Source organism: Saccharopolyspora sp. NPDC002578, assembly GCF_053592695.1.
In genome coordinates this window covers 11624-29505 of the sequence record NZ_JBSFWJ010000058.1, presented here as the reverse complement: position 1 = coordinate 29505, position 17882 = coordinate 11624, and the positions used below count along the sequence as shown (strand labels likewise).

The following is a 17882-nucleotide window of genomic DNA, read 5'->3' as shown; positions in this document are numbered from 1 at the left end:
CGGCGCGGGAATTCCTCGACCAGCCCGGCGACCCGCGCACCGACCACGTGCGCGACCTGCGCCGGATCGGAGCCGTCAAGGCCGACTCGGTGGACGGCACCGCGCTGCGCGAGGACGCGCGGCGGCTGCTCACCAACCTCGGCATCCCGCAGGTCCGTCGCGACCGGATGCTGCACGGGCTGTCCGACATCACCCTCGAGGACAACTGGGTGAGCCTCAACGGCAGCCGCGGCGTCGTGCTCAGCGACGGCCACGGCCGCGACGCCATCGAGATCGTCGCCCGCGCCCGGCCCGGCGATGACACCTCCGCGACCCCCGCCGCGCCCGGCGCGACGGCGCCGCGCAACCCGGTGCTGGCCTCGCTCAAGGCCTACGACGGCAGCACCGGGAAGTCCTCGCACGAGGTCTCGGCGACGCCCGCCCGCGACGGCTCGCTGTCGTTCAACGGGATGATCCCGCTGGGCACCGGCAACTTCTTCCGCTCGCTGGAGCTGGGCTTCGGCATCAAGGGCTTGACCTCGCAGCCCAGCGAGACCACCGGGGTGTCCTCGGAACTGCCGAAGTCGGCGACGGTGACGCCGGAGAACCAGTGGCGCTCCAGCACCCACGACCTGCGCCACGACGTCACCGTCCGCACCGGCGACGGCCGGCAGTCCCGCGCCACCGGGCAGCAGCAGGGCGGCACGAAGCTCAGCACCCCGGAGATCCTGCGCGACATCCGCAGCAACGAGTTCGACGCCACCGGGCAGCCGGAGCGGCGACCGCGCGCGATCTCGCTGCACGGCGGCCAAGGGCTGTTCGACGGCGTGAAGGAAGTCCTGGACCGGCACCCGAGCTGGCGCGGCCAGTCCGACGTGCTCGGTTCGGAGCTGCGCGCGGACCTCGGTGACCTCGTCGACGACGCCACGCTCTCCCGCGAGGGCGAGAAGCTGCTCGACGGCGGCAAGATGGTGCGCACGGTGAAGTTCCACGACACGGCCGGTGAGCACACCGCCCGGGTGGAGATCACCGCGACACCGGGCGAATCGCACGGTTTCCGCGCGCAGCTGCCGCGCGACGAGTCCGACACCGACCCGACCGGCACCGACCCGACCGCCTCCGGCACGGACCGCGGCGACGGCACCACCGGCGACCGGACCGGCGACGGGGTCGACCGCCGCGACTTCGCCGCTGCCGACCGGCGGCCTTCGAAGGTCGTCGAGCAGGACATCGGCCGCAAGACCGAGCACGTCAACACCTCCGGCGCCAAGCAGTCCCTCGGGCTCTCCGGCATGGGCGCGGGCGGCATGCACTGGAGCACGCGCGAGGACCCGACCCAACCGGGCAAGGACAGCTGGTCGTTCGGCGACCGCTTCGACCTCCGCCCCGAGGGCCACGCGTCCCGCAGCGCGAGCGACGAGCACACAACCACGCACACCGAAGGCACGGCCAGCAACACCTTCCGCAGCGAGAGCCGCACGCTGCAGGGCCGCGACACCGGCATGATCTTCGACGTCGAGGTGTTCTTCGACGACCACCACCGGGGGACCACCGACGGCGCGCACGGCGAACGCCTCGGCCGCCCCGTCGACGGGCACGCCACGACGTGGACCATCGAGGAAGGCGCCCGGCCCGCGCACGACGACAACGCCGACCCGAGCCTCGCCTTCGAGCCGCAGAAGGTGCTCGGCGGCGCGGCGACCCGGTTCACCCGCGTCGACGACGTGCAGACCGCGCTGCGCTCGGCGCTGCCGGACGGGGTCCTCGGCACCGAGGGCGGCGCGAGCCGGCACCTGCCGGACCAGGCGCGGCACGCGGGCGCGCCGTGGCTGAGCGAGAACCGCTACACCGCCGCGAACGAGGCGCTGCTCAACGACCTCGTCTCCGACTCCGGGTTCACCTCGCACTCCGCCGACCTCAACGGCGACGGCATGTCGTTCCTGCTGCACCGGGGCGAGCACGCCGGCACGGCCTCACCGGACGACGTGGTGCGGGTGCTGATCGAGACGGTGCCGCGCACCGAGGACGCCGGCCAGGCCGGGCCTTCCGATCGCAGCGGCGCGACGCGCGACGGCGGTGAGTACGCCTCCGACTCGATCCTGCGCGGCGAGTCGAAGACGAGCACCACCACGGCGCACAAGGACTCCGTGAAGTTCGACAACGGCTTCGGCGGCAGCGCGACGCTGCGCGGCGGCTTCGGCTCCACCGCGGACGCGCCGCGCACCCTGGAAGGCACCTTCGGCGCCGACGGGCACGTCAAGTCCACCGGGCACACGCTGGAATCCTCGACCGGCCAGGAGCACAGCCAGGGCTGGAAGACCACGCCCGGCACCCGCGAGCACACCCGCGCCGTCGACTACAAGATCACCGTGTTCGACAAGGACGGCGCCGGGCAGCCGCACTTCGTGACCGGCGGGCACGCGATCAGCGAGACCGGCGGCACCACGAAGTTCACCGGCCGCGAAGCGGGCGACAGCGGCTTCACCTCCGTCGACCGGGACGCCCCGCGCCGCCCGGCGGGCTGGCAGCCCGGACAGCTGCCGGACCACTTCGCGGTGCACGGCCTCGACCTGCCACAGGGCACCGGCAACGAGATCGGCCGCAACCTGCTGGGCGAGTTCGGCGACAACGGCCACATCGCCGCCCACCAGCTGCACACCTTCAGCAGCCACGACAACGTCGCCGCCAACCTCGACCGCGCCACCACCGGCACCTACGGCACCCCCGTGCACCGCTACGGCGAAGGCGAATACCTCGGCTTCCAAGACCGCCTCGGCGACGCCCGCATGAACCTGGCGCTGAGCAACCCGCGGGTCGACGCGCCCGCGCAGCAGGTCACGCTCACCTTCACCGACACCACCAGCGGCTCCACCGGCCACGGCAACAGCAGGGACACCTCCGGCTGGAGCGCCAACGCCGCGCTGGCACCGACGTTCGTGCCGCACGACCGGGTGTGGACCGGCGTCAACGGCGGCTACTCGCACGGCCGCGGGGAGAACGTCGGCGACTCGGTCACGAGCGGCTTCGAGAACACCACGAAGACGAAGTACCGCGGCCCCGCCTACCTCGTCACCTTCGACAGCACGACGCTGCTCGGCGGCCGGGACGTGCAGCACACCGGGGCGGCCGCCTACGACGGCTATTCGGCCGGCGGCTGGAAGCACGCCGAAGCGCACCGCCAGGAGTCGGTGCAGGTGTGGGTGCCCAAGAGCGAGATCGACCAGGTGGGGCTCCCGCCGGAGCGAGTCGCCGAGCTGCGCGCGCAGGACGAGTCCACCGCCCGCGACACCGAGACCGGCCGGCCGCGCGAGGACGCCCGCGACGCGGAAGGGTCGAAGCAGGACCGGGCCGCCGACAACGAGCTGTCCGAGAAGGCGCGCGGCAAGCTGCCCGCGCGCGACGCCGAGGACGTCGCGGAGAGCTCCCGGACGCCCGAGACCGCTCCCGAGCCCCCCGCCCGGTACGGCAACGACGACAACGCCCCCGCGCGCTTCCGCCCGGAGGTCACCGACCGGCTGCTGCAGGGCGTCAAGCAGGCCCTCGACGGCGTGCCCGCCGACCAGGTCCCGCCGGGCGTGCTGCGCCGGTTCTACGACTCGATCGCCGCCCAGACGATCGGCCGCGCCGAGCAGCTCGTGTTCGGCAGCAGCGAGCAGCGCGCCCGCGACCAGCTGCTGCACGAGATCTCCTCGGACATCTCCCCGCGCGGCATGAGCGGGCTGTACTCCGACCTGCGCGGGCCGGGCAAGACGTGGTCCACCACGGTCAAGGGCCCGTTCGGTTCCTACGACCTGTCGCTGAACCTGTCCGGGCGGTCCTCGGTCGGCCGCCTCGACGGCGTGGAGCAGGGCTGGTCCGACGAGCACACCTCGAAGGCCACCAGCGGCACCGAGCACACCGTCAAGACCACCCGCAAGCACAACGGTTCGCTCATGGTCAGCCTCCCGACCTGGCCGGATCACCTGACGGTCCGCCAGCCCGGGTTCGCCACCTCCACGAGCATCACCGGGACCTCCGAGCACACCCGCACCGAGGGCTCCAGCACCGAGACGTCCCGCACGTACCACTCCAGCGGGGACATGGCGCGCTACGCCCACGACCTCGACCTGGACCTGACGGTCACCAAGACGGCGCACGCCGCCCGGATGCCGCGCACGCTGACCTTCGGGCTCGCGGGCTGGCTGGCCTCCGGTGCGGAACCGACCACGCACCACCTGGGCACCATGACCGACGCGGTGCACACCCGCGTCCCGGTCGACGAGATCGGCGCCGGCACGCACACCGAGCACGACCCGATCACCGAGCTGCCCGCGGTGCACCACTCCACGGCCCGCTCCGGCGAGGTCGGCAACGTCGTCGACGACATCCTCGACGGCGTGCGCACGGGCGAACCGGCCGGCTCGCAGGCCCGGTACCAGGTGCCGCACGAGGCCACCTGGACGCGCCAGACCGTCAACACCGGCGTCGCCGCGGGCGCGCTGTCCACGCACCTGCCGGAGGCGATGGGCGACGGCTACCGCATCGGCGGCCTCGACCACGACAGCCACTACAGCGCGGGCTACGGGCACGGGAACCCGTTGAAGTCGCTCACCTTCCAGGTAGAGAGCCTGGAGGACGCGCACGTCCGGCCGGTCGGCGAACCACCGCGCCACGGCAAGGAAATCGTGCTCGACGAGATCAAGAAGAGCACCGGCAAGGACGAGAGCGTCCTCGGCCCGACGTGGAGCACGCCGGACGGGCGAGCACCGCTGACGCTGTTCCCCACCCCGAAGGACAACGGCTCCTGGATCCCCGGCGTCAACGCGCGCAACGCGCTGCAGGTCGGGGTGAAGGGCCCGACGCTGGACTGGCAGCGCGGCGAGAAGGCCGAGTACGAGGGCAAGCAGTCCGAGGACTGGAAGACCTCCGACGGGCAGACCTACCTGGTCACCGCGCGGGCGAACTGGAAGATCACGCCCGAGTACCAGGACTCCACCCACGGCGACGGGCCGCGCACCGCGCGGGACACCGTCTACGTCCGCACCGACGCCGACGGCCTGCGCGCCATGGGCCTCGAACCGCCGCGGCGCGACGACGACTCCTCCTCCGAGTCGAGCGAGGACGGCTCCTCGCAGTGGGCGACGACCGAGGACGAGTCGAGCGGGTCGGAGAGCTCCGGTTCCGGGAAGAGCTCGGACAAGAGCTCCAGCGAGCAGGACGGCAGCTCCAGCACGAGCTCCCGCAAGAGTTCCAGCGAGTCCGACCGCGACTCCAGCTCCGAGTGGACCACCACCGAGGACGGCTCGACCACGTCGCGCTCCACCGACGACGAGTCCGGGACCGGCACGGACCGCTCGTCGGACTGGGTCACCACCGACCGCTCGTCGGACTGGGTCACCACCGACGACGAGTCCTCCTCGCAGCCGTCCGACCGCAGCAGCCGCGACTCCTCGCAGCGGACGCGGGATTCCTCCGTCGAACGCACGGACTCGGAGTGGACGACCACCGACGACGGTTCCTCGCTGCGTTCCGGCGAGAGCGTGCAGCGGCCGTTCACCCCGGACGACAGCGGCTACGACGCCGACTCGGAGCGCTCCACCAGCCCCGAGCCGGACGACGCCTCCTCCACCCGCACCCGGCGGGATTCCGAGCAGGAGTTCTTCGACGAGCTCGCCGACCTCGAATCCGGTGTCGTGCGCGACGACCCCGGTGTCGTGCGGGACGATTCCGGTTCCGTCCGCGACGATTCCGGTTCCGTCCGCGACGATTCCGGTTCGGTGCGCGAGGATTCCGGCACCGAGTACTTCGACGCCCAGGAGCGGTTCGACTCCACCGGCGACGAGTTCTTCGACGCCCGCGACACCTTCGACAACGACACCGACCACCGGGGCGCGGCGGCGCCGCGGTCGCGGGGCACCGACGAGCCCGCGACCCCGCTGTCCACCGCGGTCCCGCCGGGCTCGCAGGTCGACCCGGCCACGCTGCCCGGTGTCGTGGCGTTCGCCGACAAGGCGCACGACAGCGTGCGCGACGGACTCGCCGAAACCGACCCCGCCGCGCGCCGCACCCACTTCGACGGCGCGCTGGAGCACCTGCGCACCCTCGACCGGGACTGGCGCGGGCTGCGCGCGGTCACCAGCTCCTACCAGGACCGGTTCGGCACGAACCTGGCGGCGGACCTCGCCGAGCTCGGCGGCCCCGAGCGCAAGGCCGAAGTGGATCACGCGATGGGCGAGGTCCTGTACCCGGTCGCGAGCCAGGCGCAGGTCGCGCAGTGGCACGAGGCCCTGAAGAACACGACGTTCGAGAGCCACGAGCACGGCACCGTGCCGATCCGCACCGACCACCCGGACACCGGCGCCGACCTGCGCGCCCACCTGTGGTCGCTGGAACTGCTCAAGCAGGGCGCGATGCCCAGCAAGATCTTCGTCGGCCGCTGGGACCCGCCGCTGGTGATGACCTCGGAGCACGCGAACGGCTCCAAGCCGGGCAAGCCGGGCACCGTGGGCTGGGCGTTCCACGTGGCGCCGGTGGTGCGGATGGACCTGGGCAACGGCCAGGCGCGCCCCGTGGTGCTGGACCCGACGCTGAGCGCGCGACCGCAGAGCGTCCCGCAGTGGCTCGCGCAGATCGGCGTGGACCCGCGCGACGGCCGCAACAGCATCTACACCGACGTCGCGAACGTGCAGCGCGACATCGACGCGGACGCCCAGACCCACCCGTGGACGGAGGCCCCGGACGGCACGCTGCTGCCGAAGGGCCGCGCGCTGGTGGCCTTCACCGGCGTCAACGCCCTGCAGTTCCCGGAGCCGGGCAAGGTGCGCATCCCGCCGGAACTGGGCATCACCGACGGCATCGTGCGCCGCCACCAGGACTCCATCGTCGAGCACAACCGCTCCGCCGAGGTGAAGGCGCGCGTCCGCGAGGCGATGGCGGCCCGCGACGCGCAACGGGCGAACGACGAGGCGCGGGCGAACGACGGAAGCCCGGCGCGGCCCGACGCCCCGCCGCAGCGGCCCGCCGAGGGCGACTCGGCCACCCCGGCGCGGGAACAGTCCGATGTGGACGCTTCGGCGCGGCGCGCGGACCAGGACGGCGACTCCCGCACCGGCGACGCCCAACGGACCGAGGAATCCCAGCGGACCCAGGACCGGGCCGAGGACTCCGACAGGACGCAAGAGCGGACCGAAGACTCCCGCCGCACCCAGGAGCCGACCGAGGAATCCCAGCGGCCCCAGGACCGGAGCGAGGACTCTCAGCGGACCCGACAGCAGGCCGAAGACTCCCGCCGCTCCCAGGAGCCGACCGAGGGCTCCCAGCGGGCCCAGGACCGGGCCGAGGACTCCGGTGACCAGGCGCGCGCGGATCAGGAGCAGGCGCAGGCCGAGCGCTCCGGCGACTCCGCGCGTACGCAGGACGCCGACGCCACCCCGGCCGCGCAGGAGCGGACCGGCACTCCCGAACCGCAGCGCGCCGAGCAGCCCGCGCGCACCGGTGAGTCCGCCGACACGACCCGGACCGAGCAGCACACCGACTCCGAGCGGACCGCCGACACCGCGAGCCCGGAGCGCACCGCGGCGGCCCGCGAGCAGGACGCCGCGGCCACGCCGGACCGCTCGACCGAGCAGGCCGGGCTCACCGAGGGCGTCGACCGGATCGACCTGTCCCGCGAGCAGCAGCCCGAGTCGGTGGCGCCGTCGACGACGACGCCCGTCATCCCGAAGACCGAGTCGTACCCGTGGCAGCTGCCCGCGGTGATGTCCTTCGCCGCCAAGGCGCACGACGACGTCGCCGCCGGGCTGGCCGCGACCGACCCCGCCGTGCGGCAGCGGCACTTCGACGGCGCGATGCGGCACATGGACGTGCTGCAGCGCGACTGGCGCGGGCTCCACGCCGTGGGCAACTCCTACTCCGAGCAGTTCTCCCGCAGCCTGTTCGACGACCTCAACGAACTCGGCGGTCCGGAGCAGAAGGCCGAGATCGACCGGGTCATGGGCAACGTGCTGTACCCGGTGGCGACGCTGGAGCAGGCCGCGCAGTGGCACGAGGCGCTCAAGGACACGACCTTCGAGAGCCACGTCCACGGCACGGTCCCGATCCGCACCGACCACCCCGAGTTCGGCTGCGACCTGCGCGCGCACCTGTGGTCGCTGGACCTGATGAAGATGGGTGCGAGCCCGAGCAAGATCCTGGTGGGCCGCTGGGATCCGCCGCTGTGGCTGACCACGCCGAACGCGACGGGGTCGAAGCCGGGCAAGCCGAACTCGGTGCAGTGGTCCTACCACGTCGCACCCGTGGTCCGCGTCGACATCGGGGGCGGCAAGTCGCGCCCGATGGTGCTGGACCCGGCGACCGGTGACGGGCCGCAGTCCGTGGAGGCGTGGCTGGGGCGGATGAAGCTCAGCCCGGACGCCGAGACCGGGCTCAACCCGCGCGATCCGTCGTCGGTGACCATCTACTCCGGTGAGCCGGGCAGGATCCAGCAGCTGATCGACGCCGACCACGCGAAGAACCCGTGGGCGACGGCGCCCAACGGGGCGATGGCCCCGAAGGGCCGGGCAGTCGTGGTCGCCACCACCGCGAACGCCTTCCAGTACCCCGAGCCGGGCAGGCTGCGCATTCCGCCGGACATGTCGATGACCGACCTCATCGTGCGGCGCAGCCAGGACAACATCGTCGAGCAGAACCGCACGGCGGAGGTCAAGGCCCGCGTCCGCGAGGCGATGGCCGCCCGCGAGGCGCAGCGCCAGGGCGGCGAGGCCTCCCGACGCACCGAGCCGTCCACGCGGTCGGCGGAACCGGCCGAGGTCCCGCGGGATTCCGACGGGTTCTTCGACCTCGACGAGACGAGCTGGGACCGCAGCACCGAACCGGCCGCGAACCAGCGTCCGCTGCCGGACTCGTTCGACCCGGACGCCTACCTCCGCGCGGACACGAACCTGGCCGACGGGCCCGCGTTCGACGACCTGGGCAACCCCCACACCGACGCCGAGCGCTCGGACGCCGAGTTCCAGGAAGCCGACCGCACCGCCGAGCAGCAGGACGTCGCCGACGCGCCGCGCGAACCGGCACCGGTCGTCGAGGACACCACGCCGTCCTCCCCGCTGGCGGCGTTCCTGTCGCCGGAGCCGCAGTCCGCGCTCGCCGGGTTCCTCGACCCCGCCGAGCCGAGCCCGACTCCCGTGCCCGAGACCCGCACCGACCCGGCGCCGAGCACCCGCCCCGCCGAGACGACCTCGCCCGCCCAGCGCACCGGCGAACCCGAGCCGAACGCCCGGCCCGAGCAGTCCACGACCGAAGCGCCCGCCGAGCACCGGCCGCAGCCGCGCAGCGAGACCACCACGCCGCCGCGCCCCGCGCTGGCGACCAGCAGCGCCGACCCGGCGGCACCGCGCACGCGGGCTCCCGGCGACGGCGCTCCGGAGCGCTCACCGTCGCCCGAGGACCTGTGGAACTCCGGCCCGATGCGCAGCGCGCTCCCGCCGATCGACCCGTTCGCCGCGCAGACCCCGCTGCAGATCGACCCGGCGAACGTCACCCCGCTGCGACTGACCGGTGTGGACGAGCACGGCAACACCGTCACGTTCACCTCGAACGACGTGGTGAACCGCGTCGTGCGCAGCAGGGACGGCGACATCGGTGTCTCCTACACCCGCGAGACCACCGACACCGCCCGCTGGATGGCCGACGGCGACCACGGCCGCATCATCCGGACCCTGCCGGGCGAGAGCACCGAGCAGGCCACCGCCGCGCCGCACCGCCCCGCCACCGAGCACTCCTCGGCGTGGAACAGCGGCTACCGCGACGCGAACGTGCGCCGGCTGTTCCTGGAGGCCGACGCGCACCGGGACGGCTTCACGCTGCCGCTGCACGACGGGCGTTCGGTGCGGGTCGGCGGCGACACCTACGGCGCCGTGGTCCGCGACGGGATCGCGTTCCGGGACTTCGCCGAGCCGGGCCGCAAGCACCACTTCGTGCTGCTGTCCGGGAACTCCGCGAACGGGTCGGCGAGCGCGCCGTTCCACAACTCGATGGTCGACCGGGGGCTCAACCCCGTCACCTTCGCGCCGCGCGGCGACCTGTCGACGACGGGCGCCGGCGACAAGCTCACGATCGGCGTGCACGACAACGCCGGTTGGGAAGCCGCGGGCAGCTCCAACCCCGGCCCGCGCTCCTCGTACGCCAAGCAGGACGTGCGGACCATCAAGTGGTTCGAGCAGCACCTGCCCGACTCCCGGATTCCGCGCGGCACCGAGGAACGGCTCACCGGAGTGGTGCGCGACGGCGCCAACACCGTGAAGAAGTTCCACGCGCACCACGTCAGCTCGGACGCGATGCTCAAGGACGGCCGGAACATCGGCGTCACGCTCGCCGCGAAGACCCAGGACCGCGGGCTCGACAAGACGTGGTCGGCCGAGCTCGATCCGATCACCGACGTCCTGCGCACCAAGTCCGGCGAGGACAAGGTCCCGTTCGCGCAGAACACCCCGGACCGCAAGGCGCCCGCCCCGTGGCAGGAGGACTACGCGAAGGGTGTCGAGCCGAACTTCCTGACCACGCACGGGAACACGAAGGCGTTCCAGATCGACCTCGACGAGCACGGCAAGCACACCGTGATCGACGTGTCTCCCGAGGTCTACGCGCGGGTCCTGGTCAACAACGCGGACTTCCAGGCGATGTACGGGCGCAACCCGGAGGGGTCGCTGGTGCACCTGGTCTGCCGCACCGCCGCCGGGGCGAACCTGACCAGGCTGTCCGAGGCGCTGGCGCACTTCGGCATCCGCAACACCGGGCACGCCGCGCTGGACAAGGTCGAGCTCACCTACGACTCGGACCGCAAGCCGAACGTGTCGGTCGCGAACAACGCGGGCTGGGCCAGCTACCGCACCGGCGAGCAGGTGCGCCAGCACCCGGAGACCCGCTACCCGGAGGGGACCGCGGACACCGCGCAGCAGCCCGGCGACACCGCGGGCAGCGGTCGCGACGCCGCCGAGCAGCACTCCGACTCCGCGACGGACGCGCGCGCCGACGAGCGCCAGGACACCGGCGGCGAGCGGAACCCCGCGCCCGAGGGCACCGGCGACCGGCGGCCCGCCGAGCCCCAGGGCACCGCCGACCGCGGCCAGGACGTCGCTGCCCCGACGCGTCGGGAGGAGTCCCCCGCGCGCGACGAGGAGGACGTCTTCGTCGACGCCCGCGAATCCCTCGACGACGAGACCACCCCGCTGCTGGAGTCCACTTCGGACACCGAGGTCGCCGCCGGTCCGCCGCGCACCGGGGACGCCGTCATCGACATGCACGACGACCCGGCCGCCGCCGACCGCCACGTCCAGGGCGACGACCCGACCCGCGCCCCCGAGCTCGGCCCGGTCACCGAACGCACCCAGCAGGTCCGCGACCTGCTCGACCGCAACGCCGTGCGCGCCGACGAGATCAACGGCGACGCCCTGCGCGCCGACGCCCGCCGGGCGCTGGAGCAGGCGGGAGTGCCCGCGCAGCGGATCGAGCAGCTGCTGCACGGCCTGTCCGACCAGGAGCTGACGAACGACTTCACGGCGCTCAACGGCGAGGGGCTCACACTCACGTCGGGGATCGGCGCGGACGCGGTGGAGCTCACCGCGCACGCCCGGCCCGCCGACCGCAGCGGCGGCGAAACCGACACCACCCGGATGCCTGACGCGGGCGACAACAAGATCGACAACGGGTCCGGCGGCTACGGCAAGACCAAGCGCGGCGTCGGACTGCCCGGCGGCCCCGGCAGCGGGTTCGGCACCCGCGCCGGACTGCCCACTCCGCACGGCGTCACGATCAACCCGGCCGTGAACGTGAAGGGCCTGACGCCGCAGGCGAAGTGGAAGGCGGGCAGCAGCGAAGAGCTCCAGCACGCCACCTCCATCGACCCGACCGGCGACCGCACCGCCAGCACCCACGACCTGCACCACGCCGTCACCGTGCGCCGCAACGACCAGCCGCCCGTGCACCTCACCGGCCACCAGGCCGACGGGGCGGCGCTGAGCACGCCGGACTCGCTGCGCGGTCTCGAACAGCGCCCGGCCGACGAGTGGGGCGACCAGGACACCGGGCCGCGCTCGGCCTTCCTGCGCGGCGACGCGGAGCTGTTCGCGAAGGCGGCGGCGCTGTTCGACCGGCACCCCGACTGGGCCGGGCAGGCCGACCGCATCGGCGGCTCGGTGCGCGGCACGCTGCACGACATGCTGGGCAGCACCAACCTCACGCACCGGGGTGACGCGCTGCTCGACGGCGCCACCACCACCGAGGCGGTGTCCTTCCGCGACGACTCCGGCCGCACCCGCACCGCGAACATCGACCTCCAGGTGCACCGCGGCGAGAGCCGCCCGCTGACCACCGAACCGTCGAACGGCGGCAAGCAGCCCGAGGGCAAGCTGACGCACAAGACGGGCCTCAAGGACGAGCAGTCCGTCAAGAGCACCGCCAAGCAGCCGCTGGACATGACCGGGCGGCTGCGGCTCACCTACAACATGACCGAACCCGCCGAGGGCGCCGACGGGACGCGGCTCGACGCGCGCGGCGTCGTGCAGGGCAAGCGGTCCAGCCACGAGAACCACACCGCCGCCACCGCCGACGAGCTGCGCACCGACCACGTGTGGGAGAGCAAGGGCGGCGCGTTCGGCGGGCGCAGCACCGACCTGACCTACGACCTGCGGGTCCGCTTCGACGACGGCAGCCAGCACAGCGACCGGCACCAGGTCACCGACGGCGCCACCACCTGGCGGCCGGACACCGGACCGGCGCCGGTCTCGCCGTCGACGACGACGCAGCCGATGCCCGCGCGGTCCGTGCTCGGCGCGGCCGAGACGGTGTTCCCCAACGTGGCCGCGGTCGGCGGCGCGCTGCGCGAGATGCTGCCCGAGGGCGTGCTGCGCTCCGGCGACGCCGACGCGAAGGCGCACATCGCCGACAACGAGACCGTGCTCGCCGACTTCGTCTCCGACCAGGGCTTCACCACCCGCTCGGCGGACCTCAACGGCGACGGCCTGTCGCTGATGTTCACCCGCGACACGCACGCCACCGCGGGCAGCCCCGACGACCTGGTCGGCGTGCTCATCGAGGCCGTGCCGCGCGCCGAGCAGGCGTACGAGCCGGGCTCCGGCTACGGCACGTTCGACCGGCCCACGGCGCCGGTGGACCAGAACGGCACCGGCCGCAACGTGCCGGGCACGACGCTCAAGGGCGAGTTCACCGGCAAGAACACCGTCGAGCACAGCGACGGCGCGAAGTCCGCCACCGCGCTCGGCGGCGGCGGTGGCCTGCGCGGCGGCCTCGTGTCGGACGGCTCGACCCGCACCGTCGACCTGCACGGACAGCACGTGCAGCGGGTGGAGGACTCCCGGACCACGCTGGAATCCTCCTCGGGCACCGGGCGCGGGCACGGCTGGAAGTCGTCCGACGTGCGCTCCGACCAGGACCTGGTGGACTACCGGATCACCGTGACCGGCAAGGACGGCGTGCTCGACCAGCGCATCGTCGACGGCGGCGTGGCCACCACCTACACCGGCGGCAAGCTCGCGCCGAGCAGCGGCCCGCGCGCGGCCCGCGACGACGCCGACGGCGCGTTCCGCGAGGTGCGCCACGACTCCCCGCGGCGCCCCGAGGGCTGGCGTCCGGGCGCGCTGCCCGGCCACTTCGCCGTGCACGCGCTGGACCTGCCTTCCGGGCTGAGCAAGCAGATCACCGGCGAGCTGCTCGGCGGCCTCGGCGAGCACGGGCACGTCGCGCAGCACCAGGTGAACCGGTTCGCCGGGCGGGAACGCCTCGCGACGAACCTGGACGGCGTCACCAGCGGCACCTACCGGACGCCGGTGCAGCGCTACGCGGGCGGCGGGCTGCTCGGCGCCGAGGACCGCCTCGGCGACGCGAAGATCTCCGCCGCGCTGAGCAACCCGCGCATCTCCGGTCCGCCGCAGAAGGTCGAGCTCAGCTTCATCAGCAAGACCAGCGGCGCCACCGGCCACGGCACCGAGACCGCCACCGGCCACGACTCGACCGTCCGCGCCCGCTACGCCGGGCACCAGCCCGGCCAGCAGTTCACCGCGATGCCGATCACGGGCTACACGAACTCGCCGTCGAACGCGGCGGGCCGCTCCGCCGCGCACGAGTTCGAGCACACCACGACCACCACCTACAAGGGCCCGGCCTACCTGGTCACCTACGACACGAGCACGCTGCTCGGCGGCCGGGACGCGCACGACGGCGACGCCGGCGGCCCCTGGAAGCACAGCGAGGCGCACAAGGCCGACTCGGTGCAGGTGTGGGTCCCCACTTCGGAGATCGACCAGGTCGGGCTCTCCGACGCGGACCTGCCGGACCGCGCCGCCGACGAGTCCACCTTCGAACCGTCCACGTTCGACGCCGACGGCCACGCCCCGGCGACGATCCGCCCGGAGGTCACCGAACGACTGCTCGACGGGATCAGGGAAGCGCTGCGCGAGGTGCCGCACGACGAGGTGCCCGCCTCGGCGCTGCGCCGGTTCGGCGACTACCTGTCCGGGCTGGCCGAGCCGCTGGTGTTCGGTTCCGCCGACCAGCACGCGCGCGCCGACCTGCTCAACCAGAGCATCCGCGACATCGCGCCGCGCGGCCTCGGCTCGCTGTACTCGGACCTGCGCGGACCGGGCAAGACCTGGTCGACGACGGTGAAGGGCCCGCTCGGCGCCGTCGACGTCACGCTCAACCTGAAGGGCCGCCCCGGCCCCGGCACCTTCGACGGCGTCGAGAGCGGCTGGAGCGACAAGCGCGAGACGAAGACCACCGACAGCGAGACCACGACCACCACCACCGGCCACGCGCACCGCATCGCGCCGATGGTGCTGGCCCGCGGGCACACCACCGACGGGACCGGCGGCGCACTGCTGGCGCAGCCCGGCGTGACGCTGAAGTCCGAGGGCAAGCTCACCGAGTCGACCAGCACCGACAGCTCCCGCCAGGTCACCACCAAGGGCGACGTCGCGAAGTTCCGCCACGACCTCGACCTGGACCTGACGGTGCAGAAGACGGCGCACGCCAACCACGCGCCGCGCACCCTCACCGGGGGCCTCGCCGACCTGCTCCTGCCCGAGCACCCCGCGGTGACCCGCTCGCTGCCCACCGCGAAGGACGCCGTGCACACGCACGTGCCGGTGGCCTCGCTCGCGACCGGCGAGCACCAGCCGGGGCGGATCGAGTCGCTGCCCAGCGGACACCGGCAGACCGCGGCGAACTCGGACGCGGTGCACTCCGCCGTGCAGGACGTGCTCGACGGCAGCATGCCCGGCGAGTCCGGCCGCACGCCGCCGCCGGTGCCCGAGCGGGCCACCTGGGCGCGGCAGGCCGTCAACACCGGCACCAGCACCAGCGCCCTCTCGGCGCACCTGCCGGCCGCCATGACCGAGCGCGGCCACCGCGTCGACGGGCTCGACCACGACAGCCACTACAGCGCCGGATTCGGCCACGGCGACCGGCTGAAGTCGCTCACCTTCCACGCCGACCTGGCGGACGCGCACGTCACCAAGCTCGGCGACGACGGCGGGTTCAAGAGCAAGGACTCCACGACGATCGCCACCAAGGAGCAGCACAAGAGCGGTCCGGGGTTGAAGCTCAACGCCCGGGTGCCGCTGGACTCCTCGGCCGACCCGCGCGCCATCGCGGGACGCGCCGGCGGCGCGAACTACCGCAACGCGCCGCAGCTCACGCTCGCCGGGCCCGCGTTCGACTGGACGACCACCACGAAGGCGGACTCGAAGACCAAGCAGCACGAGAGCGACCGCAAGTCCGACGGCCCGATGTACCTGGTGCGGGCCACCGCGAACTGGACGATCACGCCCGAGTACACCGGCAACGCGCCCGCCGAGTGGAGCACGCCGCGCACCGCGCGGGACCGCGCCTACATCCACACCGACGAGGACGGCCTGCGCGAGATGGGCCTGCGGCCCCCGCGCGAGCAGGGCCCGGAGGCGCCGCGGACGGAGGACTCCCCGTCCACGGCGGCGGATCGCGCGCCGGACCAGTCCACTTCGGACACGCGGACGGACTCCCCGGTCCGCGCGGACGAAGGCGCCCAGCGCCCCGACGACGGCCAGCGGTCCGAGGACGGGCAGCGGTCCGACGACGGCCAGCACACCGACGACGGGCAGCACGCGGAGACCGTCCAGCGCGCCGAGGACGTCCAGCAGTCCCGCGACGGTGAGGACTCGCCGACCGCGACCGAGCCGCGCGACCGCGCTCTCGACGAGGACGACTCCCCTGCCTCGCTGGAGGACTACGAGTACGGCGACTCCGACGCGGAGTACGGCGCCACCCACACCACCCGCGCCGACCGGCAGCCCCGGTACCCGGACGGCTACGGCGACGGCAGCTACTACCAGAGCTACCCGCAGGGCTACGGCTCCGGATCCCACTACCCCACGACGGGCTACGACCAGTCGGCCACGCCGGGCACCACGGTGCCGGTCGCCCGGTACACCGACCCGAACCTCAAGATCAACGGCTGGGACAATCGGGGCAAGAAGATCAAGTTCCGGCTGAGCGAGATCTACTACCGCCCGCTGCCGGGCAGCGACGACAGCACCACGGGCGTGTCCTTCCACCGCACCACGAACTACTCGCTCAACGCGAACTCGGCGACGTTCGTGCAGACCCTGCCGGGCGAGACGCCCGCGCACGCGTCCGGGCGCACCAAGCGGCCCGACCACCAGTGGAACAACGGGCGCACCTTCTTCGCCGAGATCCCGCGCGACGGCGAGGACTTCAAGCTGGTCCTCACCGACGGCGCCGCCGCGTCGATCTCCCCGGAGACGCTGGGCACGGTGCTGGAGCACGTGACGCAGTTCGACCGGTTCGGCGACACCGACGCCCGGTTCCGGGTGGCGCTGCTGACCTCGTCCAAGGCCAACTTCAAGGGCGTCGCCGACCAGCTGCACAAGGGCTGGTTCGACGGCACGGTGCTGCGCAACCGCGGCGCCGTCTCGCAACTGCCCGACGGCCGGTTCGGCGTCGAGGACAACCAGGGCTGGGCCGGTTACCGCGGCACCAGCAAGAAGACGCTGCACGGCACCTACGGGTCCGGCAACGTCCGCAACATCAAGTTCTTCGAGCGCTACCTGCCGGGCTCGACGGAGATCCCCGACGCGGAAGTGCCGCTGACCTCCACCGACAAGGAATACCGGCCGATCGAGTTCACCCAGGACGAAGTCGTGCGCAACACCAGCTCCGTCAAGACCGCCGGGTTCACCCGCATCAACGGTGTCAACTTCTTCACCAAGCAGGGCGAGCTCGACGGCGAGAACCACATCGCCTCGGAGATCGACCGGATGCGGTACATCGTGCGGACCTCCCCGGGCGAGCCGTTCCGCAACGTCCGCAACCGGTACCTGGACAAGATCTTCAGCGAGGACCCGGAGCAGCGCCTGGCCCGCGTCCCGTGGAAGGTCGACGAGCGCGTCGTCTACGACGCGAAGCGCGACCGCACGCACGACGCCGACGTCGGGCCGAGCCTGATCAGCACGCACGGCAACGACGAGGAGATCGCCCTGCACCTGCAGCGGGGCAAGACGCGCACCGAGATGTGGCTGCCCGGCGACACCTACCTGAAGCTGCTGGTGCAGATGCCGGAGTTCCAGAAGATGTACGCCGCCAGCCCGGAGAGCGAGTTCCTGCTCACCAGCTGCGACACCGGCGCCCCCGAAGGCAAGGTGTTCATGGCGTTCCTGAACCAGGCCCGGACCTTCGGGATGGGCAACATGTTCTATTCGGGGCGGGACTCGGTGTCGGTGCGCTCGACCCGGAAGGCGGCGTTCATCTCGGTGGACAACAACCAGGGCTGGATGTCCGGCTCCGTGGAGAACGGCCGCATCAAGCGCGCCTTCCACAAGTACACGACCTACAGCACCGAGCCCGCCGCGGAGTGA

At 72.9% G+C, this 17882-nt stretch carries 1 protein-coding gene (cut by a window edge); it reads left to right on the top strand.

What is annotated here, in order from left to right; translation table 11 throughout:
• A protein-coding gene (locus ACWD38_RS23070; protein WP_450124886.1) for a protein-glutamine glutaminase family protein crosses the window boundary here: on the top strand, nt 1-17882 show its 3' portion. It extends 11752 nt beyond the left edge of the window; only the last 17882 of its 29634 coding nucleotides appear in the window; its start codon lies beyond the left edge, outside the window; it ends in the stop codon at nt 17880-17882.